18 protein-coding genes and 2 pseudogenes are annotated in these 20992 nt (G+C 74.7%); 10 read left to right on the top strand and 10 right to left on the bottom strand.

All coding sequences use genetic code 11. The annotated features are described in order from the left end of the window. Positions 1 to 56: 56 nt before the first annotated feature. The 3 genes from J2S46_RS17590 to htpX all read left to right on the top strand — a co-directional run bounded on the left by J2S46_RS17590 (position 57) and on the right by htpX (position 4293). Positions 57 to 1613: a complex I subunit 4 family protein gene (locus tag J2S46_RS17590; protein WP_191288728.1), complete on the top strand. Its 1557-nt coding sequence runs from the start codon at positions 57 to 59 to the stop codon at positions 1611 to 1613. A gap of 2 nt (positions 1614 to 1615) precedes the next feature. Further along, entirely contained in the window at positions 1616 to 3229 is a 1614-nt protein-coding gene (locus tag J2S46_RS17585) for an NADH-quinone oxidoreductase subunit N (RefSeq protein WP_191288727.1), read from the top strand. Between the two features lie 200 nt (positions 3230 to 3429). Next, on the top strand, positions 3430 to 4293 hold the full coding sequence (htpX, locus tag J2S46_RS17580) for a zinc metalloprotease HtpX (RefSeq protein ID WP_191288726.1): 864 nt from the start codon (positions 3430 to 3432) through the stop codon (positions 4291 to 4293). Between the two features lie 66 nt (positions 4294 to 4359). On the opposite strand, the gene J2S46_RS17575 is transcribed toward htpX, so the two are convergent. Then, positions 4360 to 5793: an aminotransferase-like domain-containing protein gene (locus J2S46_RS17575; RefSeq protein ID WP_191288725.1), complete on the bottom strand. Its 1434-nt coding sequence runs from the start codon at positions 5791 to 5793 to the stop codon at positions 4360 to 4362. On the opposite strand from J2S46_RS17575, the gene J2S46_RS17570 reads away from it, so the two are divergent. The 4 genes from J2S46_RS17570 to J2S46_RS17555 all read left to right on the top strand — a co-directional run bounded on the left by J2S46_RS17570 (position 5792) and on the right by J2S46_RS17555 (position 10070). Beyond that, positions 5792 to 6712: a DMT family transporter gene (locus J2S46_RS17570; protein WP_191288724.1), complete on the top strand. Its 921-nt coding sequence runs from the start codon at positions 5792 to 5794 to the stop codon at positions 6710 to 6712. The genes J2S46_RS17575 and J2S46_RS17570 overlap by 2 nt on opposite strands. 174 nt (positions 6713 to 6886) lie before the next feature. Beyond that, on the top strand, positions 6887 to 8608 hold the full coding sequence (ctaD, locus tag J2S46_RS17565; protein ID WP_307350471.1) for an aa3-type cytochrome oxidase subunit I: 1722 nt from the start codon (positions 6887 to 6889) through the stop codon (positions 8606 to 8608). 115 nt (positions 8609 to 8723) lie between these two features. Next, positions 8724 to 9125, top strand: coding sequence for a YccF domain-containing protein (locus J2S46_RS17560; protein ID WP_191289615.1), 402 nt, complete (start codon positions 8724 to 8726; stop codon positions 9123 to 9125). 219 nt (positions 9126 to 9344) lie between these two features. After that, positions 9345 to 10070 carry an RraA family protein gene (locus tag J2S46_RS17555; protein ID WP_191289616.1) on the top strand — a complete coding sequence of 242 codons (726 nt, stop codon included), beginning with the start codon at positions 9345 to 9347 and terminating at the stop codon, positions 10068 to 10070. 86 nt (positions 10071 to 10156) lie between these two features. Here J2S46_RS17555 and J2S46_RS17550 read toward each other — a convergent pair whose 3' ends face one another. Then, positions 10157 to 10999 (bottom strand): class I SAM-dependent methyltransferase, encoded by an 843-nt coding sequence (locus J2S46_RS17550; protein ID WP_191289617.1) that lies wholly within the window; start codon positions 10997 to 10999, stop codon positions 10157 to 10159. A 141-nt stretch (positions 11000 to 11140) separates the two neighbouring features. Between J2S46_RS17550 and J2S46_RS17545 the strand changes: the two genes are divergently transcribed. Next, on the top strand, positions 11141 to 11743 hold the full coding sequence (locus J2S46_RS17545; protein ID WP_191289618.1) for a TetR family transcriptional regulator: 603 nt from the start codon (positions 11141 to 11143) through the stop codon (positions 11741 to 11743). A 378-nt stretch (positions 11744 to 12121) separates the two neighbouring features. Here J2S46_RS17545 and J2S46_RS17540 read toward each other — a convergent pair whose 3' ends face one another. Further along, positions 12122 to 12427 (bottom strand): SCO5918 family protein, encoded by a 306-nt coding sequence (locus J2S46_RS17540; protein WP_073924378.1) that lies wholly within the window; start codon positions 12425 to 12427, stop codon positions 12122 to 12124. Positions 12428 to 12729: 302 nt separating this feature from the next. Between J2S46_RS17540 and J2S46_RS17535 the strand changes: the two genes are divergently transcribed. Further along, a complete protein-coding gene (locus J2S46_RS17535) occupies positions 12730 to 12933 on the top strand; it encodes a cold-shock protein (RefSeq protein ID WP_073924377.1) in 204 nt (67 codons plus the stop codon). A 476-nt stretch (positions 12934 to 13409) separates the two neighbouring features. Continuing rightward, positions 13410 to 13901: a hypothetical protein gene (locus J2S46_RS17530; protein ID WP_229912632.1), complete on the top strand. Its 492-nt coding sequence runs from the start codon at positions 13410 to 13412 to the stop codon at positions 13899 to 13901. Positions 13902 to 13932: 31 nt separating this feature from the next. On the opposite strand, the gene J2S46_RS17525 is transcribed toward J2S46_RS17530, so the two are convergent. From J2S46_RS17525 to J2S46_RS17495, 7 genes and pseudogenes are all read right to left on the bottom strand, one after another. Beyond that, positions 13933 to 14070, bottom strand: coding sequence for a hypothetical protein (locus tag J2S46_RS17525; RefSeq protein WP_191289619.1), 138 nt, complete (start codon positions 14068 to 14070; stop codon positions 13933 to 13935). Positions 14071 to 14140: 70 nt separating this feature from the next. Then, positions 14141 to 14637: pseudogene (gene mug, locus J2S46_RS17520) on the bottom strand (G/U mismatch-specific DNA glycosylase); the annotation flags it as partial. A 137-nt stretch (positions 14638 to 14774) separates the two neighbouring features. Next, complete coding sequence (locus J2S46_RS17515; protein WP_191289620.1) at positions 14775 to 16079, bottom strand: DUF2254 domain-containing protein; 1305 nt, start codon at positions 16077 to 16079, stop codon at positions 14775 to 14777. Positions 16080 to 16169: 90 nt separating this feature from the next. Then, a complete protein-coding gene (locus tag J2S46_RS17510) occupies positions 16170 to 17054 on the bottom strand; it encodes a PucR family transcriptional regulator (protein ID WP_229912633.1) in 885 nt (294 codons plus the stop codon). Between the two features lie 324 nt (positions 17055 to 17378). Next, on the bottom strand, positions 17379 to 18365 hold the full coding sequence (locus tag J2S46_RS17505) for a phosphatase PAP2 family protein (protein WP_191289621.1): 987 nt from the start codon (positions 18363 to 18365) through the stop codon (positions 17379 to 17381). A 69-nt stretch (positions 18366 to 18434) separates the two neighbouring features. Then, positions 18435 to 19514, bottom strand: a complete 1080-nt coding sequence (locus J2S46_RS17500; protein ID WP_191289773.1) for an aminopeptidase P family protein — start codon at positions 19512 to 19514, stop codon at positions 18435 to 18437. Between the two features lie 65 nt (positions 19515 to 19579). Further along, positions 19580 to 20933 (bottom strand): annotated as a pseudogene (locus tag J2S46_RS17495) (dipeptidase). Positions 20934 to 20992 lie beyond the last annotated feature (59 nt).

Here is a 20992-nt window from a genome sequence, read left to right as displayed (position 1 = left end):
GCCGCCGCACCCCGCCCTCCCGCCCCGCCCGCCGCAGCACCCGTTTGGAGCCCCCGATGAACGCAGTCCTCATCGCCCTCCTGGTGCTGCCGCTGCTCGGCGCCGCCCTCACCCTGGCCCCCGTCTTCGGCACCGACCCGGCCACCGCCGACCGGCGCGCCCTGCGCTTCAACACCGCCGTCACCGGCGTGGTCTTCCTGCTCACCGTCGCGCTCGCGGCCGGCTTCGACCACGACGAGCCGGCCCGGATGCAGGCCACCACCGACCTGTCCTGGATCCCGGCGATCGGCGTCCGGCTGCACCTCGGCGTCGACGGCGTCTCGCTGCCGCTGATCGTGCTGACCTCGCTGCTCACCCTGCTCTGCGCCGGCTACTCGCAGAAGCGGCTGCCCGGCGGCGAGGGCGTGCCCTCGGCCCGGTCCTTCGTCGGGCTGTTCCTGCTGCTCGAAGTCGGCATGCTGGCCACCTTCGCGGTGCTGGACCTGATCCTCTTCTTCCTGGCCTTCGAGATCGTGCTGATCCCGATGTACTTCCTGATCGCCCGCTGGGGCAGCGGACGGAAGGTGCCGGCCGCCAACCGGTTCATCCTGTACACCCTGCTCGGCTCCGCCGTGATGCTGCTCGGCTTCCTGCTGGTCGGGATCAAGGCCGGCACCTTCGACATGCAGGCCCTGGCCAACGCCCACGGCAGCGGCCTCAGCCGCACCACCCAGGTCACCGCCGGCCTCGCGATCATGATCGGACTGGCCGTCAAGGCCCCCGCCTGGCCCCTGCACAGCTGGCTCCCGGACGCGCACACCGCCGCCCCCACCGTCGGCTCGGTGCTGCTCGCCGGCGTGCTGCTGAAGATGGGCACCTACGGCCTGGTCCGGGTCCTGCTCCCGATCGTCCCCGACGGCGCGGCCACCCTCGCCCCCTACCTCGGGGCGTTCGCCGCCGTCGGCATCGTCTACGGCTCGCTGGCCTGCCTCGCGCTCGCCCGGCCCGGCGCCAAGGGCGACCTCAAGCGCCTGATCGCCTACTCCTCGGTCGGCCACATGGGCTTCGTCCTGCTGGGCATCGCCTCGCTCACCCCGGTCGGCGTCAACGGCGCGCTGTTCGCCAACATCGCCCACGGCCTGATCACCGGCCTGCTGTTCTTCGTCGTCGGCGCCCTCAAGGACCGCTACGGCACCGCCGACCTCGACACCCTCGCCGGAACCACCGGCGCCGCCCTGTACGGACGGGCGCCACGGCTCGGCGCGCTGCTCGCCTTCGCCGCCGTCGCCAGCCTCGGGCTGCCCGGCCTGGCCGGCTTCTGGGGCGAGCTGCTCGCCATGTTCGGCGCCTTCGACCCGGCCGCCGGGCTCTCCCGGCCCGCCTTCGTCACCTACATGGTGCTGGCCGGGCTCGGCACCCTGCTCACCGCCGCCTACCTGCTGATCGTGGTCCGCCGGGTCTGCATGGGCGACCCCGGGCAGCCCGCGGCCGCCGCCGACCTCCCGGACCTGCGCCGCTACGAGGCCGTCAGCTGGACCCCGCTCGCGGCCCTCACCCTGCTCGCCGGACTGTGGCCCGCCGTCTTGCTCGGTCTCTCCGACCCGGCCGTCAAGCACCTGCTCGGAGGTGGCTGACCATGCCCGCCGCCCAGCTCGCCACCACGTTCGGTCCGCAGCTCAGCTCTCACCTCACGGGGCAGCCCACTGTGACCTCCCTCGCCGTCGCCGACCCGGGCGGCCTCATCCAGTCCGTCGACTGGGTCGCCGTCGCGCCGCCGCTGATCGCCGCACTGGCCGGCCTGGCCGTCCTGCTCGCCGACCTCTTCCTGCCCGAGCGCCGCAAGAAGCTGCTCGGCGCTCTCGCCGTCGCCGGACTCGCCCTCGCCGTCGCCGCCCTGCTGCCGCTCACCGGCGGCACCCCCCGCAGCACCTTCTGCCTCCAGGACGTCCAGGGCGCCGCCGGCTGCAGCTACGTCGCCGACCACTTCGCGCTGGTCTTCCAGCTGCTCGCGCTCGGCGGCGCGCTGATCGCCGCCCTGCTCTCGGTGCACACCGTGGACGAGGCGGAGCTGCCCGGCGGCGAGTACTGGTTCCTGCTGCTCAGCAGCGCCTCCGGTGCGGCCCTGCTGCCTGCCGCCCGCGACCTGGCGACCCTGGTCGTCGCCCTGGAGGTCGCCTCGCTGCCCGCCTTCGCGCTGGTCGCGCTGCGCCGGGACGGCCGGGGCGCCGAGGCCGCGCTGAAGTTCTTCCTCTCCTCGGTGACCGCGACCGCCGTGATGCTGCTCGGCGTCAGCTTCGTCTACGCCGCCACCGGCAGCCTGCACCTCGGCGTGATCGCGGACGCCCTGCCGCACGCGCCCGGGCAGCTGAAGCCGGTGGCCGAGGCCGGTGCGGTGCTCGTGCTGGTCGGCTTCGCCTTCAAGGTCGCCGTGGTGCCGTTCCACTTCTGGGTGCCCGACACCTATGTCGGCGCCCCGCTCCCGGTGGCCGGCTACCTCTCGGTGGTCGGCAAGGCCGCGGGCCTGGCGGGGCTCGCGCTGGTCACCAGCATCGGGTTCCGCGCGTACGGCCACAGCTGGGGCCTGGTGCTCGCGGTGCTGGCCGCGCTCACCATGACGGCCGGCAACGTCGCCGCGCTGCGCCAGCGCCCCGACACCGAGCACGGCGCCGTCCGCCTGCTGGCCTGGTCCTCGGTCGGCCAGGCCGGGTACCTGCTGGTGCCGATCGCCGCCGCGGGCTACCGCCCCGGCCCGGACGCGCTGGGCGCCACCGCCGCGTACGGCCTGATCTACGGGGTGGTGAACCTCGGCGCCTTCGCGGTGGCCGCCGTGGTCGGCCGCTCGACCGGCAACCGGCTGGACGACTACCGCGGGCTGTTCGCCACCCGTCGCTGGACGGCCCTGGCGCTGGCCTTCTTCCTGCTCTGCCTGGCCGGGCTGCCGCCCGGGGTGATCGGCCTGTTCGGCAAGGTGGTGGTCTTCCGGGCCGCCGTCGACGCCGGCCTCGGCTGGCTGGCCGTGGTGATGGCCGCCAACGTGGTGATCGCGCTCTTCTACTACCTGGTCTGGACGGCGAAGCTGTTCTCCCCCGGGCCGGCCGCCGCACCGGCCACCGTCGCCGAGGCCGCCGCACCGGCCCTGCGGCTGCCCGCCTCGCTGACGGCCACCGTCGCCCTCACCGCCTCCGCGGCGGTCGTGCTGTCGGTGCTCCCGCAGCTGGTGCTCCAGGTGGCGGGCGGCAGCCTGTTCTGAGCCCGGCCCGGCCCGCGCCCGGCGGCGGGGGCACCGGCCGGGCGGTCCGTGCTGCCGTCCGGGCGCGCCCCCGGCCCGGCCGGCCCGGGGCGTGGGAGGACCGCGGAGGGCACAAGGGAACAAGGCCCCCGCGTCCGTCCGTTGATCCGGCACGGGGACAAGACAGAAGGCTTCCCACCGCACCACCTGGAGGGCCTGCCGTGCATCACCGGCACAACGGACTGAGGACCGCCGTACTGCTCGGCGGCCTTTCTGCGCTGATCCTGGTCATCGGCAGTTTCTTCGGCCGGGCCGGCTTCGTGGTCGCTCTGGTGGTCGCGGTCGGCACCAACGCCTACGCCTACTGGAACAGCGACAAGCTGGCCCTGCGCGCCATGCGGGCCCGCCCGGTGAGCGAGATCGAGGCGCCCCGGCTGTACCGGATCGTCCGCGAGCTCTCCACCTCCGCCCGCCAGCCGATGCCCCGCCTCTACATCTCGCCGACCCCCGCCCCGAACGCCTTCGCCACCGGCCGCAACCCGCGCAACGCCGCCGTCTGCTGCACCGACGGCATCCTGCAGCTGCTGGACGAACGCGAACTGCGCGGGGTGCTCGGGCACGAGCTGAGCCACGTCTACAACCGCGACATCCTGATCTCGTCGGTGGCCGGGGCGCTCGCCTCGGCGGTGATGTTCCTGGTGCACTTCGCCTGGCTGGTGCCGTTCGGCCGCAGCGAGGACGACGACGGCCCGGGCCTCTTCGGGATCCTCGCGATCATGATCCTCGGCCCGCTCGCCGCCGGCCTGATCCAGCTGGCGGTCAGCCGCTCCCGGGAGTTCCAGGCCGACGCGGACGGCGCCCGGATCACCGGCGACCCGCTGGCCCTGGCGAGCGCCCTGCGCAAGCTCGACGTCGGCACCAAGCAGCTGCCGCTGCCGCCCGAGCCGCAGCTGCAGACCGCCAGCCACATGATGATCGCCAGTCCGTTCCGCCCCGGCGAGGCCGGCGCCCGGCTGTTCTCCACCCACCCGCCGATGGCCGAGCGGATCGCCCGCCTGGAGCGGATGGCCGGTCACCGCGGCTGACCCGGCCGTCACGGCCGGCCCGGCCCCGCGGCCGTCACGGCCGGTGCGGTCCGCGGCCGGGCGGCCTCAGGAGGCGTCCTCCGCGTAGGCCCGGCGCAGCCGCTCGACGCCCTCGGCCACCTGGGCGGCGCTCTCCGCCGCCGCGTAGCTCAGCCGCAGGTGCGGGCCGGACGGTTCGGCCCCGAAGTAGGGCCGCCCCGGGGTCACGCCGACCCCGGCGCGCAGGGCCGCGGCGGCGACGGTGGCCTCGTCCGCGCCGTCCGGCAGCCGCAGCCAGAGGTGGTACCCGCCGGTCGGGACGGCCGGCCCGAGCAGCCCCGGCAGTCCCCGGCGCAGCGCGGCGACCGCGGCCTCCCGGCGGTCCCGCAGCTCGGCCGCCAGGGTGCGCAGGTGCCGCGCCCAGCCCGGGTCCCCGACCAGCTCCAGGGTCGCCTCCTGGAGCGGGCGCGGGACGAAGAAGCTGTCCACCACCTGGACGGCCCGCAGCCGCTCCATGGCCGGGCCGCGCGCGGTGAGCGCCGCCACCCGCAGGCTGGGCGAGGCGGCCTTGGTCAGCGAACGGACGTGCACCACCACCCCGTCCGGGTCCTCGGCCGCCAGCGGCCGGGGCAGCGGGGCGCAGTCCGCGTGGACCAGCCGGCGGGCGAAGTCGTCCTCGATCACGAAGGCACCGGCCGCCCGGGCGATCCGCAGCACCTCGGCCCGGCGCCGCGCCGACAGCACCGCGCCGGTCGGGTTCTGGAACAGCGGCTGGCAGACGAAGGCCCGGGCACGGGTGGCCTCGAAGGCCTCCGCGAGCAGATCGGTGCGGACGCCGTCGGCGTCCACCGGGACGGGCACCGGACGCAGCCCGGCGGCCCGGGCGACGGCGAGCGTCCCCGGGTAGGTGGGCGACTCGACCAGGACGGGCGCACCCGGCGCCACCAGGGAGCGCAGGGCGGTGGTCAGCGCGCTCTGGCCGCCCGCCGTCACCAGCACCTCGGCGGCGCTCAGCGACCCGCCGGGCCCACCGATGTCCCGGGCGAACCAGGCCCGCAGCTCGGTCAGTCCGTCCACCGGCGGCCGCCCCCAGGCACCCGGCCGCCGCCCGGCCCGGGCCAGCGCGCCGGCCAGCGTGCGCTCCGGCAGCAGCGAGGAGTGCGGATAGCCGCCGTTCAGGTCGATCACGTCCGGCGGGGGGACGGTGAGGGTGGTGAGCAGGCCGCCGACGCCGGGGTTGGCGGTGCCGACCTCGGCGCTCAGCGCCACCTCCTGCCAGGAGAGGTCGCCCCGGTGGGCACCGGCGCCGGCCCGCGGCGCCCGGAACACGCCGGCGCCTGGCCGGGCCACCACCAGCCCCTCGGCGACCAGCACCGCGATCGCCCGGGAGACCGTCACCGGGCTCACCTGGTGACGCCCCACCAGCACCCGGCTCGACGGCAGCTTCTCCCCTTCGGAGTAGCGGTCGAGATCGCGACGAAGACTGTCGGCCAGTTCATGGACGCTGCTAGGCTCATTCATGACGGCACAAGATAGCGCTACCAGCCCCATGACGATAGCGGTGACTCGCCGGACCGCCGGTGCGTCCCGCCCGGGCACCCTGCTCGCGGCCCTCGGCGTCCTCTGCTTCTCCTTCAGCTTCCCCGCCACCGCCGGCGCCCTGACCGGCTTCGGCCCCTGGACGGCGACCGGCCTGCGCGGGGTGCTGGCCGGCGTCCTCGCCCTGGGCTGCCTGGCCGCCGCCCGGGTGCCCGTCCCGGCCCGCCGGTACTGGCCCGGGCTGCTCGTCGTGGCGGCCGGTTGCGTGCTGGGCTTCCCGCTGCTGACCACCCTGGCCCTGCAGACCTCCTCGACCGCCCACACCGCCGTCGTGGTCGGCATCCTGCCGCTGGCCACCGCCGCGGTCTCGGCCGCCCGTACCGGCGCCCGGCCCTCCCGCGCCTTCTGGTGCGCCGCGCTGGCCGGCGCGGCCGCCGTGCTGGGCTTCACCCTCCAGCAGAGCCACGGCCGGCCGGCCGTGGCGGACCTGTACCTCTTCGGGGCCCTGCTGGTCTGCGCCGCCGGGTACGCGGAGGGCGGGCGGCTCTCCCGGGAGATGCCGGGCTGGCAGGTGATCGGCTGGGCGGTGGTGGCCTCGCTGCCCGTCACGGTGCCTGCGGCGGTCCTGGCCCTGGCGGTCGAACCCGTCCACCTGTCGGCCGGGGCGGTCGGCGGGCTGGCGTACACGGCGGCGGTCTCGCAGTTCGGCGGATTCGTGGTCTGGTACCGGGGCATGGCCGAGATCGGCGTGCCGAAGGCCAGTCAGCTGCAGCTCGCCCAGCCCGGTCTGACGCTGGTGTGGGCCGTCCTGCTGCTGGGGGAGGAGCTGCCGCCGGCCGCCCCGGTCACCGCCCTCGCCGTCCTGCTGTGCATCGCGGCGACGCAGCGGGCCCGGAGCTGAGAAGCTCCGCGCGGCCGGGCGGGGGCCTTCCCCCGGTGCTGCGGCGCGGCCGGTGTGCGGCCGCGTTCGGCTGACGCCGCCCCGCCGCGCCCCGGCGTGCCGCACGCTCCCGGCAACCGTGACTGGTAGTGCTTGACGGACCACTCGCGACGGTGCCCAGGAAGGTGCGGAGCCATGACCCTTCTGCCGAGAACCGAAGTGCCCGGCCGCGGCCCGCAGCGACCGCTCCGCCCCCGCCGGGGCCACGACCCGGGGGCCCGCCGGGGGCGCCGGGGGCGGGTGCTGGTCTCGTGGCTGACCACCACCGACCACAAGCGGATCGGCACCCTCTACCTGACCACCTCGTTCGGGTTCTTCCTGGTCGGCGGGGTGATGGCACTGCTGATGCGGGCCGAGCTGGCCCGGCCCGGGCTGCAGCTGCTGTCCAACGAGCAGTACAACCAGCTGTTCACCATGCACGGCACGATCATGCTGCTGATGTTCGCGACCCCGCTCTTCGCGGGCTTCGCCAACTGGATCATGCCGTTGCAGATCGGCGCGCCCGATGTCGCCTTCCCCCGGCTGAACATGGTCGCGTACTGGTTCTACCTGTTCGGCTCGACGATCGTGGTGGCCGGTTTCCTGACCCCGGACGGCGCCGCCGACTTCGGCTGGTTCGCCTACGCGCCGCTGAACAGCGCGATCCACTCGCCGGGCATCGGCGGCGACATGTGGATCATGGGGCTGACGCTTTCCGGCTTCGGGACGATCATGGGCGCGGTCAACTTCATCACCACGATCATCTGCCTCCGGGCGCCGGGCCTGACCATGTTCCGGATGCCGATCTTCGTCTGGAACATCCTGCTCACCAGCGTCCTGGTGCTCTTCGCCTTCCCGGTGCTGGCCGCCGCCCTGCTCGCGCTGGAGGCGGACCGCAAGTTCGGCGCTCACGTCTTCGACCCGGCCAACGGCGGGGCGCTGCTCTGGCAGCACCTGTTCTGGTTCTTCGGCCACCCCGAGGTCTACATCATCGCGCTGCCGTTCTTCGGCATCGTCACCGAGATCATCCCGGTCTTCAGCCGCAAGCCGATCTTCGGCTACTCCGGCCTGATCGCGGCCACCGTCGCCATCACCGGCCTGTCGATCACGGTCTGGGCGCACCACATGTTCGTCACCGGGCAGGTGCTGCTGCCGTTCTTCTCGATCATGACGCTGCTGATCGCCGTCCCGACCGGGGTGAAGTTCTTCAACTGGGTCGGCACCATGTGGAAGGGCTCGCTGAGCTTCGAGACCCCGATGCTCTGGACGATCGGCTTCCTGGTCACCTTCCTCTTCGGCGGCCTCACCGGTGTCCTGCTGGCCTCCCCGCCGATCGACTTCCACGTCTCGGACTCGTACTTCGTCGTCGCCCACTTCCACTACGTGGTCTTCGGCACCGTCGTCTTCGCGATGTTCGCCGGCTTCCATTTCTGGTGGCCGAAGATGACCGGCAGGATGCTCGACGAACAGCTCGGGAAGATCCACTTCTGGACTCTGTTCGTCGGCTTCCACACCACCTTCCTGGTCCAGCACTGGCTCGGCGCCGAGGGCATGCCCCGCCGCTACGCCGACTACCTGGCCTCGGACGGCTTCACCACCCTGAACACCGTCTCCACCATCGGCTCCTTCCTGCTGGGGATCTCCACCCTGCCGTTCCTCTACAACGTCTGGAGGACCGCCAGGTACGGCGAGAAGGTCGAGGTCGACGACCCGTGGGGCTACGGCCGGTCACTGGAGTGGGCTACCTCCTGCCCGCCGCCGCGGCACAACTTCCCGACCCTCCCGCGCATCCGCTCCGAGTCCCCGGCCTTCGACCTGCACCACCCCGACATCGCCGAACTCGACCGGCGGCAGAACGCCCGCGAGCCGCTCGGCTGATCCGTGCCCCGAGGCGCCGCCCTCCCTCCGGGGGTTTCGCGGCCCCGGGCGGCGGGGACGGGGCGGGGTGAGCGTCGAAGCGCCTCGGGGGGCGGCTCGTGGGAGGCTGGGTTCCATGAAGGTGATCGGCTTTATCCTCAACGTCCTCTGGCTGGTCTTCTGCGGCATCTGGATGTTCATCGGCTACGCCATTGCCGGCATCGTCTGCTGCATTTTGATCATCACCATTCCGTTCGGCATCGCCTCCTTCCGCATCGCCGGCTACGTCCTGTGGCCGTTCGGCCGGACGACGGTCCAGCGGTCCGACGCGGGGGCCCCGTCGCTGGTGGGCAATGTGATCTGGGTGATCTTCGCGGGCATCTGGCTGGCGATCGCCCACGTGGTGACGAGCATCCCGTTGTTCCTGTCGATCATCGGGATCCCGTTCGGCTGGGCGAACCTGAAGATGATCCCGATCTCGCTGATGCCGCTCGGCCGCGAGATCGTCTCCACGGACGAGAAGTTCGGCGGCCGCTGACGGCCTCCGCCGCCGGCCCGGTCAGGGGCTCCCGAGCAGGTAGGCCCCGGGCCGGTCGACCCTGGCGCCCGTCCAGGTGAAGGAGATGCGGGTGTCGGCGCCGCAGCTGCCGCGCTGCGCCGCCCGCGCGGCCACGGTCCTTGCCCTGCCCGGCGGCCGGGGAGGAGACTGCGAAGCCGACCGGCACCCGCCGGCCCCCGGGAAAGCGGAGTGAAGCCGATGAGCGACCGGTCGCCGGCCGTGGAGACGTCAGTCCTGTCCGCCCTCCCCGCACTGTCCACCGCGCATCTCGCGGACGCCTGCGTGCGCCTGGGGCTCCAGGTGCGCTGCGGGCCCTCCGGGCTGACGGCGGTGGCCGGTGGCATGCGCTGTGCCGGGCGGGTGCTGCCGGTGCGTCACGTCGGCAGTGTGGACATCTTCTTCGAGGCGCTGGAGCTCTCCCGGCCGGGCGACGTGCTGGTGATCGACAACGGGGGGCGGACGGACGAGGCGTGCATCGGTGACCTGGCGGTGCTGGAGGTCCAACGGGCCGGGCTGGCCGGCATCGTGGTCTGGGGCCTGCACCGCGACACCCGGGATCTGCTGCGGATCGGACTGCCGGTCTTCACCCTCGGCGCCACCCCGGCGGGCCCGCTCCAGGTCGGCGGGCGGCTCCCGGACGGCCTGGAGCGGGCCCGGGTCGGGCCGTGGACGGTGACGACGGCCGATGTGGCCGTCGCCGACGGTGACGGGGTGATCTTCCTGCCGGGGGAGCGGCTGGGGGAGATCGTGGCGGCGGGCGAGGCGATCCGCGACGTCGAGGAACGGCAGGCGGCCGCCATGCGGGCGGGGACGTCGCTGCGCCGGCAGACCGGGTTCGCCGACTACCTGGCCGCACGCGAGGCCGAGCCGGGGTTGACGTTCCGTGAGCACCTGCGGGCCACCGGCGGGGCGATCGAGGAGTAGGGCGCCGCACCCGCCCGCCCCTCGGGAGGGGTTCCGGGCCGGGAGGGGTTCCGGGACGGTAAGGGCTCCGGGCGGGCCGGCCGCCGCTACGGCGCGATGGCGGTGACCAGCAGGGCCGCGCCCCGGAGCCGGACGCCCGCCGGACCGGCGTGGGGCCTCAGGGTGGCCGTCAGCGTCTCCTCGGCGAGGCGGGCGGTGGCCCGGTCGGCCCCGGCGAGCAGATGGTGGGCCGGGCCGGAGCCGAGCAGGAAGCGGGCGGCGTCGGCGGCGTCCCGGCCCCAGTGCATCGGGGCCTCGACGGCGGTGGCGCCGATGCTCGCGTACCCGGCGCCCGTCAGCACCTCCCGGACGAGACCGGGGTCGGCGAGCGAGAACATGCCCAGGTCGCCCGGGGCGGGCGGCGGCGGCACCGGCAGGTGCTCGCCCAGCGCGGTCAGCACCCGCAGCCAGTCGTTGCGGCCGGGGTCGCCCATGCAGACGAAGGCCAGCCGGCCGCCGGGGCGCAGGGCGCCGCGGATGTTGGCGAACGCGGCGACCGGGTCGCCGAAGAACATCGTGGCGAACCGGCTGACGGCCACGTCGAAGGCGGCCGGGGCGAAGGGGTGGACCTGGGCGTCGCCCTGGACGAAGGCGGCGTTCGCCAGGCCCTCGGCGGCGGCCTCGGCCCTGGCCCGGGCGAGCATCGGCGCGGACAGGTCGACGCCGAGGGCCCGGCCGTCGACCGCCTGCCGGGCGGCCAGCCGGGTGGTCCGGCCGGCGCCGCAGCCGATGTCGAGCACATGGTCGCGGGGGTTGATCGCGGCGGCGGTGAACAGGGGATCGTCGAAGCCCCCGTTGACGGCGTTCCAGCGGTCGTGGTGGTCGGCCCAGTGGTCGCCCTCGTAGCCGTTCCACGCTTGCGCCTGCTCGGTGTTGACGATGTGGTGCATCGCGATCTCCCTCCGGTCCTGGGCGGCGTCGCCCGCTAGTATGGGCGCCTGCCCATACCGTATGGGCGAGCGCCCATACCGGCAAGGGGTATCGGCCGGAGGGTGGAGGGCCGCCGCCACGGGCGGCCGAGGAGGAGGACGATGTCACCGCGGGGCGTGCCGATCACCGACGTCCGGGAACGGCTGTTCGCCGCAGCCGAGCGGGTGCTGGCCAGGGAGGGCCCGGGCGGGCTGTCGAACCGCTCGGTCACCGGCGAGGCGGGCTGCGCCAAGGGTGTCCTGTACAACCACTTCGCCGATCTGGACGAGTTCGTGGCGGAGCTGGTGCTGGACCGGTTCCGGGCGGTCGCCGAGCGCGCCGAGGGCCTGCCCGGACGGGCCGGGCAGGGGACGGTGGCCGGGAACCTGACCGGCACGGCGCTCGCCCTGCTCGCCTCCAGCGGCCCGGCCGTCGCCTCGCTCGCGCTGACCCGGGCGGGCGTGTCGGCGCGGGTGAGGGCCGCGATGGCGGCCGGCGCGCCGGGGATGCCGGAGGTCGAGCGCTCGCTCGCGGCCTACCTGGAGGCCGAGCAGCGGCTCGGCCGGCTCGGGCCGGCGGCGGACTGCGTGGCGCTGGCGCTGCTCGTGGTGGGCACGGTCCACCACCTGCTGATGACTGCGTGGGCGGGTGCGGCGGATCCGGCCGAGCGGGTGCGGGGGTTCGTCGCGGAGCTGGTCCGCGGGGCCGGGGCGGCGGGCGCCTGAGGGCGCGGGCGTCCGGGGTCGCGGGCATTCGGGGCCGGGCGGGGCGCCGGGCGCGTCGTCGGGTGCCGGAGGGTGCGGGCGGCGCTCCACGGGCCCCTGTCGGGGCCGCTCCCGGTCCGCCGGGCTCCGGGCCCGGCCTGGGTGGCCGCGGCCGCCCGGGGGCCGGCTGCGGCCCGCGCAGGGCCCGTTCCTGCCGGGCCCTGCCGGCGCCCCCCGGCGCCTGTGCAGGGTTCGGCTCCTCCGGACGCGCCGAAAAGCCCGGCGGCCCCGAGGGGCCCGGCCGGGCGGTGGTTCAGATCGGCCTACCGGTCCGCCGCCCCGAGAACGGGGCCGACCCGGGAGTGGGCCGGGGAGCGGTGCTGGTCGGACGAGGTCCGGTCAGAAGCCCAGCGGGTCGGTGGGCTCGGTGCCGGCGACGGGCTCGGTGGGCTCGGGCGTCTCGGCGACCGGCGGCGAGGTGCGGCAGGTGAAACCGAGCCGCTCCATCGCGCGGTACACCTCGGCGGCGCTGAAGTCCCGGCGGTCCTGGCGGGTGATGACCGCGCCGACCTGCTTGACGGGGTACCAGCGGCGCCCGATCCGAACGGCCTCCGCCAGGGCGGGCTCGGGCTTGATCCCGGCCATGGCCTTCTCCACCTCGTTCGCCTCCAGGTAGAACGAGCGGCCGGCGATGGTGGAACGCATGTTGCCTCACGGGTGTGGTCGGGGAGCGAGTGGTCCTCTAGGTCGAGAGTCGCACATCGGAGCCCGCCGGCGCGAGGCCTGAATTTTCTGGCGGCCGCGGGTCATTTGCCCCCCGGACCGTGCTACTGTCGATACCAGTTGCAGTTGTGGTTCCCATGAACTTATGTGTGCGCCTGCTGGTTTCGACCTGGGGGCGCACTTTTTGTTTTTTGCCCGGATTCTTTTCCGGACGGGGCAATCAGTGCGACGCAAGGTGATCCGCGAGGTGCGGGTCGCCGGTTCAGCCCCGAAGGAGAACGAATATGGCTACTGGCACCGTGAAGTGGTTCAACGCCGAGAAGGGCTTCGGCTTCATCGAGCAGGACGGTGGCGGCGCCGACGTCTTCGCCCACTACTCGAACATCAGCGCCCAGGGCTTCCGCGAGCTCGTCGAGGGCCAGAAGGTCGAGTTCGACGTCACGCAGGGCCAGAAGGGCCCGCAGGCGGAGAACATCACCGTCATCTGATGGTTGTGCCGAAGTGCGCGGCGTGAGTCGCTGACCGTGGGGCCCGCAGATTTTCTGCGGGCCCCACGGCCGTTCTGTGCGGATTTCCGTCCGGAACGCCCGGGGTGCCGGCTTTCGCCCACCGCGCGCCGGACGATCTTCTTCCCGGTGTGCGACAGCGGCGGAATTCCGGCGCCGGCCCCGGCCGCCCGGCCGAACCGGCCACCCGTGATGCCACCCGGGTGACCGCACCACCGGGAATTCACACCATGCCTCCTTCACGTTCCCACCCGTCCGGCGGGGGCCGGACGGGCCTGCGCCGGCGCGGCGGCCGCCCGCGGCAGCGGGGGAGCGGCCCGGCCGGCGGTATGACATCCGTCATCCGGGAGTGATGACGCCGGATCGTGGTGGGGGTACCGGCCGCCCGAGCAGAATCGTGTCCACCGATCGGGCGAACGCGCCGGACCGGACCACACGCTTCCGGGGGAACACAGACCATGGGCAACCGAGCCGCCGCCTTCGCCATCGCCGTCCCCACCACCGCCGGCCCCGCCACCGCGCCGCCGCTGCCGGCACGGGCCGACGCGACCGGATCGCCCGCCGCCCTCCACGGCGACGTGCCGCGGCTGCCGGTCTGGTTCTTCGGCTTCGAGGCCGTCCTGGCCGCGTCCTTCGACATCATCAAGGCCTTCCCGCAGGCCTGGCCGGCCCTGGTGCTGGTCGGTCTGGTCAACATCACCGTCTCGCTGACCGTGCTGCGCGGCCGCCTCCGGCTGGCCAAGGCGCTCTGGCGCGGCAAGGAGACCCGCAAGGTGGCGATCGGCCTGGTCGCCGTACGCATCGGCAGCCACCTGCTGCTCGGCGCGGTCGGTCTGGGGGTCACCTCGACCCTCGGCCACGTCTGCTTCGCCCTGGTGATGGCGGCCCTCACGGTCGGGCTGCTGGCCTGGACCCAGCGCACGGCCCTGCGCGCCCTCGGCCTCGCCTGAACCCTCCCGGGCCCGGACGGGACCGCCCCGGTCAGCGCGCCACGGCCACCACCGGCCGGCCGCGCAGCGCCCAGGCCGCCGACAGCGCCGCGCACGGCACCGTGATCACCGCGGCCGCCGCCACCACCCCGCCGACCGTGGCCCAGGGCAGCGTGACCGGCGCACTCACCCCGAGCAGGGCCAGCGCGCCGGCTTCCGGCGCCGGCCCTCGGCGACCGGCGAGCGGCCCCGGCTCACTCCGGCGGGCCGACGGCCTCGCGGAGCTTGCGGAACTCGGCCGCCAGCGCGTCCAGGGTGTAGTGCGCGTTCAGGCCGCTGGGGTTGGGCAGCACCCACACCTCGGTGTCGCCGAGCCCCTCCGGCTGGCGCCCCACCGTGGCGCGGGGCCGTCCGAAGGCCGTCCGGTAGGCCCCGATGCCCAGCACCGCCAGGGCGCGTGGACGCAGCCGGGCGACGCGTTCGGTGAGGGCGGCGCCGCCCTCCAGGAGTTCGGCCCGGGTGAGTTCGTCGGCCTTGGCGGTGGTGCGGGCGGCGACGTTGGTGATGCCGAGGCCCAGACCGAGCAGCTCGTCCTGCTCGTCCGGCCGCAGCTGGCGGGGGGTGAAGCCGGAGCGGTGCAGGGCCGGCCAGAAGCGGTTGCCGGGGCGGGCGAAGTGCCGGCCGGTGGCGCCGGACCAGAGGCCGGGTTGATGCCGCAGAAGAGCACGGTGAGGCCGGGCGCGGCGACGTCGGGGATGGTCGCGTCCTTGGCGGCGGCGAGCTGTTCGGCGGTCGGGCGGGAGGAGGTCTGCACCCGCCCAGTCTGCCCGCCCGCATGGTTCGTCCTGCGCAGCCCTGCCCTGCCCGCTCGGCCTGCCCGCTCGTCCTGCCCGGTCAGGGCAGGCCGAGTCGGGCGGCGAGTTCACGCACCGGCAGCAGGTCCGCGGGCTGCTGGATCCGGGCCTGCGCGTCCAGCAGCACCAACCGGGCCTGCCCGGCGACGGCGGCCCGCCGGGCCGGGTCGGTCACGGTGGCGGCGGCGTCGCCGAGCAGCCGCAGCAGGGCCAGGCAGACGGCCGGCTCGGCGCAGCCGTACCGGCGGATCTGGCCGCAGGCGAGGTCGAGGTACTCGGCGTACCGGGGGCCGGCGGCGCTCACCCGCAGTCGCCCGTCCTCGTCGCTGAACACCTCGTCGCCGAGCGGATGGGCACCGAGCGGGCAGAGCACGGTGGAGAGCCGGTCGAGCACCTGGACGGCGCTGTACGGGTCGTTGATCGCGGGCGACAGGGTCCGCAGGCCGATGTCGACGAGCTGGCGCATACCGAAGGCGGTGTCCTGCTGGAGGGTGCGCTCCGGGCCGACGGTCACCGCCCGGTGCAGCGCGCGGGCCAGCCCGGCCCGGTCCGCGACCGGGCCGCCGGTACGGGACCAGGCCAGCGCCAGCGGCTCCACCCCCGCCACCACGTGGTCGCCGATCCGGGCTGTCACGGCGACCACCGCGTCCTGGCGCAGCGCCTCCGCCAGCAGCCGCTGCGGGTGGAAGGTCTGCAGGTAGCCGGAGTGCGGCGAGTGGAACAGGTCGGCGCCGGGCGGCGGGTCCGGGCCCGAGCCGTCCTGGGCGGCGGCCGTGGCGGCGGGGGTGGGCAGCCCCCGGACGGTGTTGCGCGCCACGGTGTTCATCACGGTGTCGATCCGGATCGAGTGCGCCACGTGGTGCACGAAGTAGACGAGCATGCCGAGGCTGACGAAGACCAGCACGATCGCGCCGGTGACCGCGATCCGGGGGAAGTCCTCGTCCGCCGCCTCGGTGGCGCCGACGGTGTAGAGCCCGGCGGTGCTGTAGGCGAAGGTGGCGACGAAGACGGCCAGCACCACCTGGTTGGGGCGGTCGCGCAGGAAGTTGCGCAGCAGCCGGGGCGAGAACTGGGTGGAGGCGACCTGCAGCGCGACGATGGTCAGTCCGAGCACCAGCGCGATCACCGTCACCATGGTGGCGCTGATCGCGGTCAGGACGTCCCGGGCGTCGGCGGCGGTGCCGGCGAAGGCCAGCGAGTGCAGCGGCGAGGAGTCCGGCACCCGTACCCGCGAGAGCGTGCCGCCCGCGACCAGGGCCAGCGCCACCGCGGCCAGCGGCAGGACCCACAGGGCGCCTCGCAGGTACTCGCCGAGGGCCTCGCCCCGGGCCCGGATCGGACGCATCGGCACCTCCCGCAGCGGGTCCTCCCATCCTCGCCGATCGCGCCCGGGCGGACATCTCCGCGCCGGCGCCCCGGCGCGGCCGGGCGGGTCTCAGCCCCGGTCGCCGGCCGGCCGCTCGCCCGGCAGCCAGTGCAGCGCGAACCAGAGCTCCATCCGGACGTCCGGGTACTGCAGGTCGACGTCGAGCAGTTCCGCCACCCGGGCGATCCGCTGCCGGACGGTGTTGCGGTGCAGCTGCAGGGCGGTCGCGGTGCGGTCCCAGCTGCCGTGCAGTGACAGCCAGGCGCGCAGCGTCTCCAGCAGGACGGCCGGGCCGGGCGCGCCCGCCGCGTCCAGCGGGGCGAAGCGCTGCCCGGCCGGCGCCGTCGCGTCGGCGCCGGTGACCAGGCCGTGCACGCTCCGCTCCTCGGTGCGGTGGTGCACCACCGCCTCGCCGGTGGCCAGGGCGCGGCGCAGGGCCCGCCGGGCCTGGGTGTCGGCGATCGCCAGGTCCGCGGTGGGCACGGCGGCGCTGAGGCCGAGGCTCCAGCCGAGCCGGGCGGCGGAGCCCGCCTCGGGCGGCCGCCCGCCCGGGACCAGGGCGCGCAGCCCGTCGCCGTCCAGGTCCAGGTAGGGCGTGCCGAGCGCGGTGCCGAGGGCGGCGAGCTGGACGGACTCGCCGCCGGTGCGGGCGCCGGTGCCGGGGCCCGGACGGGTGCGCCGGCCGTGCACCACCACCCAGGACCCGGCGGGCGGGGCGCCGTCCGGCAGCAGGGCCGGGGCCACCTCGGCGGGGGTGGCCACGAGCAGCAGCCGCACCAGTGCGCCCGAGCCGGTGCTGTCGGCGCCCAGGGCGTGCCGGGGGCTGGTGAGCAGCGAGAGGAGGACGGTGGCCACGCCGGTCACCGAGCGGTGCACCACGGTGGGCGGCGCGGTGGCGGCGACGCCGACCGCGAGCGGGCCGCTCGCCAGGTCGCCGCCGGGGAGGCTGTGCACGGTGAGGAAGGTGCCGGCGTGGTGCTCGGCGGCGGCGGTCGGCGGCTGCGGCCGCCCCCGGCCGTCCGGCCGGGTCCTGGCGGTGGTGCGGCCGGCCAGCTCGGCCAGCTGCCGCTGGACCGCCCAGGGGCTGGACCTGGAGCGGGGGCTGCTGGCCGCCGTCCGCCGGGCCCTGCCGGACGACTCGCCGGTTGCCGCCCGCGCTGCTGCGGATGTTCGCCCCGACGCATCTGGACCCGGCCGAACCCGTCCCGGCCGAACCCGTCCCGGCCGGTGCCGAAGCCGGGGCGCCCGCCCGAGCCCCGGGGCCGCCCGGCCCGCGGCTCATGCCAGGGTCGGCTCCCCGGCGCGCCGCTCCCGCCTGGTGCGCCGGGCCCGCAGGAAGCGGTCGAGCGCGTACCAGACCCCGGCGGCGTAGGCCCAGCCGACCAGGATGTCGATGATGAAGTGCTCGGCGCCGTAGACCAGGACGAAGGCCATCGCCGGCGGGTAGGCGGCCAGCAGCACCCGGGCCGGCCGGTTCGCCGTGCGCCAGAAGAACACCGCGAGCAGCATCGGGTAGGCGGCGTGCAGCGAGGGCATCGCCGCGACGTCGTTGGCGAACTGGCTGCCGTTCTCGAAGATCGACCCGGCCCTGGGCATCCCGCTGGAGTTCAGCAGGTCCTGCACCACCCGGGTGACGGCCGGCATGTGGCCCTGCAGGGAGGTCAGCCACGGCGGGTCGGCCGGGTAGAGGATGTAGGTCGCGAACCCGACGTAGGTGAGCAGCACGTAGCCCGCCAGCAGCTGCCGGAACCGGCCGTGGTCGCGCCGCCAGAGCACCGCGAGGGTCACGAAGATCACGAAGAAGTGCGACATGTAGACCGCGACGCCGGCGTAGTCGTACCAGCGCGGCCGCCCCGGGTGGTACAGCCACTCCTGCAGCCGGACCGTCCAGGTCTCCCCGCCGCCGAGGAAGGTGTCGATGCTCAGCTGCGGCTCGAAGCGCACCGGCCACGGCGTGTGCGCGCCGTACCCGCGCAGCAGCGAGTAGACCCAGACCACGGCCATCACCGGCACCCAGTCGCGCAGCACCAGCAGGGACCCGCGCAGGCCGCGGCCGCTGTGCACGGAGGCCGCGACCAGCGCGCCGATCAGACAGCAGAACACCACGTCGTTGGCGTACGGCAGCCCGTTCTCGTCCACGTACCAGGCCAGCACACCGAAGTAGACCGGCCAGGCCAGCAGACGCAGCCGGGCGGCGCCCCGCCGGGCGCGCAGTGCCCTGTCGGTCTTCTTGTCGGGCGGCGCGGGGCGGAGCAAGTCGGTCATACGGGGTGAAGCTAGCAACGGAATCTTGGAGAATTCTTGGGATCGCCGGTCATGTCACCCAGCTAGCGGTCAGCTGACGCACTGCAGTTCGTGCGGAGTGTTGTTGAACCGGCGCCCGGCCCGGTCGGTGACGGTGACGATGTCCTCGATCCGGACGCCGAAACGGCCCGGGAGATAGATCCCCGGTTCGATCGAGAAGCACATGCCCGGCACCAGCCGCTGTCGTTCGCCCTCGACCATGTACGGCGGCTCGTGGGTGGTGATCCCGATGCCGTGGCCGGTGCGGTGGATGAAGTACTCCCCGTACCCGGCCTCGGTGATCACCCGCCGGGCCACCCGGTCGATCTCCTGGCACTCCACGCCCGGCCGCACCGCCTCGAAGGCCAGCTGCTGGGCCCGCCGCACCACGTCGTGGACCTCCTGCACCTCGGCCGGCACCTCGGTGCCGACGTACACCGTACGGGTGGTGTCGGAGCCGTAGCCGTCCTTGAGCCCGCCGAAGTCGAGCACCACGGTGTCACCCGTACGGATGACCCGGTCGTCGGCCTCGTGGTGCGGGTCGGCGCCGTTCGGGCCGGAGCCGACCACCGTGAAGTCGACCTGGCTGTGACCGTAGTGGATGAGCAGCGCGCTGAGGTCGGCGGCGACGTCGCTCTCCCGCCGCCCGGCGAACTCCACCTCCAGGATCCGCCGGTACGCGGCGTCGGCGGCGCCCCCGGCGGCGGCCAGCCGCTCCAGCTCGTCGGTGTCCTTGACGGCCCGCAGCATCGGCAGCGCGGCCGTCAGCGAGGTCCATCCGGTGCGCGGCAGGGCGGACTGCAGGCCGAGCAGGTGCATCGCCCAGGCCGCGTCGGAGACGCCGTACCGCCCGCCCGCGTCCAGCAGCGGGACGGCGCTCGCGTACGGGTCCTCGCCGTCCGACCAGTCGACCAGCCGCAGCCCGGGCACGCCGGGGGCCTTCTCGGCGTCCGGCCGCTCAAGCTTGGGCACCACCAGCGCCGGCTCCCGGCCGGTGGTGAGGACCAGCGCGGTGAGCCGCTCGGTGATCGCGGTGGGCCGGTAGCCGCAGAGGTACTCCAGGTCCGGGCCGGGGGCGATGACCAGGCCGGCGAGCCCGGCGGCGGTGGCGTCGCCGGTGGCGCGGTCCATCCGCGCCCGGTAGTCCTCCTGGGTGAACGGCCGGGGTGCGGGCGTTCCGCCCTCCTGGGGGCCCGTCACGACCGGCCGGCCTTCGCGTAGTTCCGCAGGAACAGGGCTTCGACGTGCGCCATGTGGCGGATCTCCTCCGGGTCGACGCTCTCGTTGGGTGCGTGGATGAGGCAGCGCGGTTCCTCCACGCCCATCAGAATGATCTCCGCCGAGGGGTAGGTGCGGGCGAAGACGTTGCACAGCGGGATCGAGCCGCCCTGTCCGAGGAAGGCCATCGGCTTGCCGTAGACCTCCCGCATCGCCGAGTCGAGCGCGCCGTAGGCCGGCCCGCCGGTGGCGGCCTCGAACGGCGAGCCGGTGCTCTCGTTCTCCACCTCCACCCGGACACCCCATGGCGCGGCGGCCGTCAGGTGCGCGGTCAGCGCGTCCCGGGCCGTCACCGGATCGGTGCCCGGCGGCACCCGCAGGCTGACCCGGGCCCGGGCGGTGCCGGGAACGGCCGCGGCCGAGCCGACCACCGGCGGGCAGTCGATGCCGAGCACGGTCACCGCGGGCCGGGCCCAGAGCCGGTCCGCGACCGCGCCGGTACCGGTCAGCGAGACGCCGTCGAGCACCCCGGCGTCGGTGCGGAACTGCGCCTCGTCGTAGCCGACGCCGGCCCAGGTGCCCTGGCCAGTCCAGGCCGTCGATCCGGGTGCCGCCGTGCTCGTCGCGCAGCGAGTCGAGGATCCGCACCAGCGCGGCCAGGGCGTCGGGCGCCGGGCCGCCGAACATCCCGGAGTGCACGTCCCCCTCCAGCGCCCGCACGGTGACCACCACGTTGGCCAGGCCGCGCAGGGTGATGGTGGCCGTCGGCACGCCGACGGCGGCGTTGCCGGTGTCGCAGACCAGCAGCGCGTCCGCGTGCAGCTCCCCGGCGTGCGGCGGGACGTACTCCTCCAGCCCGCCGGTGCCCTGCTCCTCCGACCCCTCGGCGACCAGCTTCAGGCCCACCGGGATGTCGTCGCCGAGCGCCCGCAGGGCGGTGAGGTGCATGACGATGTTGCCCTTGCAGTCCGCCGTGCCGCGCCCGTACCAGCGGCCGTCCCGCTCGGTCAGCTCGAACGGCGGGGAGGTCCAGGCGGCGTCGTCGAGCGGCGGCTGCACGTCGTAGTGGCAGTACAGCAGGACGGTCGGCGCGCCGGGCGGCGGCGGCCGGTGCCCGATCACGGCGTGGCTGCCGTCGGGCGTCTCCTCCAGATGGACGTCCTGCAGGCCCGCCTCGGTGAAGGCCGCGGCGACCCACTCGGCGGCCTCCCGGCAGCGCTCGGGCGGGTACTGCCGGGGGTCGGCGACGGACGGGATCGCCACCAGCCGGGCCAGGTCGCTCTTCGCCCGGGGCATCAGCTCGTCGATACGCCGTGCCAGTGCGTCGGTCATGGGTACTCCTCTGGTCCGGTCGGTCCGGTCGGTCCGGTGGCGTGCGGGGCGCGGGACGT

It is taken from the genome of Kitasatospora herbaricolor, assembly GCF_030813695.1.
GTDB lineage: Bacteria > Actinomycetota > Actinomycetes > Streptomycetales > Streptomycetaceae > Kitasatospora > Kitasatospora herbaricolor.
The sequence above is the reverse complement of the archived record's forward strand: the minus strand, read 5'-3'. Positions and strand labels throughout refer to the sequence as shown.

Coding starts and splice junctions, on each gene's coding strand:
- J2S46_RS17590 (WP_191288728.1), top strand. CDS start 57: ATGAACGCAGTCCTCATCGCCCTCCTGGTGCTGCCGCTGCTCGGCGCC.
- J2S46_RS17585 (WP_191288727.1), top strand. CDS start 1,616: ATGCCCGCCGCCCAGCTCGCCACCACGTTCGGTCCGCAGCTCAGCTCT.
- J2S46_RS17570 (WP_191288724.1), top strand. CDS start 5,792: ATGACGGCACAAGATAGCGCTACCAGCCCCATGACGATAGCGGTGACT.
- J2S46_RS17575 (WP_191288725.1), bottom strand. CDS start 5,793: ATGAATGAGCCTAGCAGCGTCCATGAACTGGCCGACAGTCTTCGTCGC.
- ctaD (WP_307350471.1), top strand. CDS start 6,887: ATGACCCTTCTGCCGAGAACCGAAGTGCCCGGCCGCGGCCCGCAGCGA.
- J2S46_RS17560 (WP_191289615.1), top strand. CDS start 8,724: ATGAAGGTGATCGGCTTTATCCTCAACGTCCTCTGGCTGGTCTTCTGC.
- J2S46_RS17555 (WP_191289616.1), top strand. CDS start 9,345: ATGAGCGACCGGTCGCCGGCCGTGGAGACGTCAGTCCTGTCCGCCCTC.
- J2S46_RS17550 (WP_191289617.1), bottom strand. CDS start 10,999: ATGCACCACATCGTCAACACCGAGCAGGCGCAAGCGTGGAACGGCTAC.
- J2S46_RS17545 (WP_191289618.1), top strand. CDS start 11,141: ATGTCACCGCGGGGCGTGCCGATCACCGACGTCCGGGAACGGCTGTTC.
- J2S46_RS17540 (WP_073924378.1), bottom strand. CDS start 12,427: ATGCGTTCCACCATCGCCGGCCGCTCGTTCTACCTGGAGGCGAACGAG.
- J2S46_RS17535 (WP_073924377.1), top strand. CDS start 12,730: ATGGCTACTGGCACCGTGAAGTGGTTCAACGCCGAGAAGGGCTTCGGC.
- J2S46_RS17530 (WP_229912632.1), top strand. CDS start 13,410: ATGGGCAACCGAGCCGCCGCCTTCGCCATCGCCGTCCCCACCACCGCC.
- J2S46_RS17515 (WP_191289620.1), bottom strand. CDS start 16,079: ATGCGTCCGATCCGGGCCCGGGGCGAGGCCCTCGGCGAGTACCTGCGA.
- J2S46_RS17505 (WP_191289621.1), bottom strand. CDS start 18,365: ATGACCGACTTGCTCCGCCCCGCGCCGCCCGACAAGAAGACCGACAGG.
- J2S46_RS17500 (WP_191289773.1), bottom strand. CDS start 19,514: ATGGACCGCGCCACCGGCGACGCCACCGCCGCCGGGCTCGCCGGCCTG.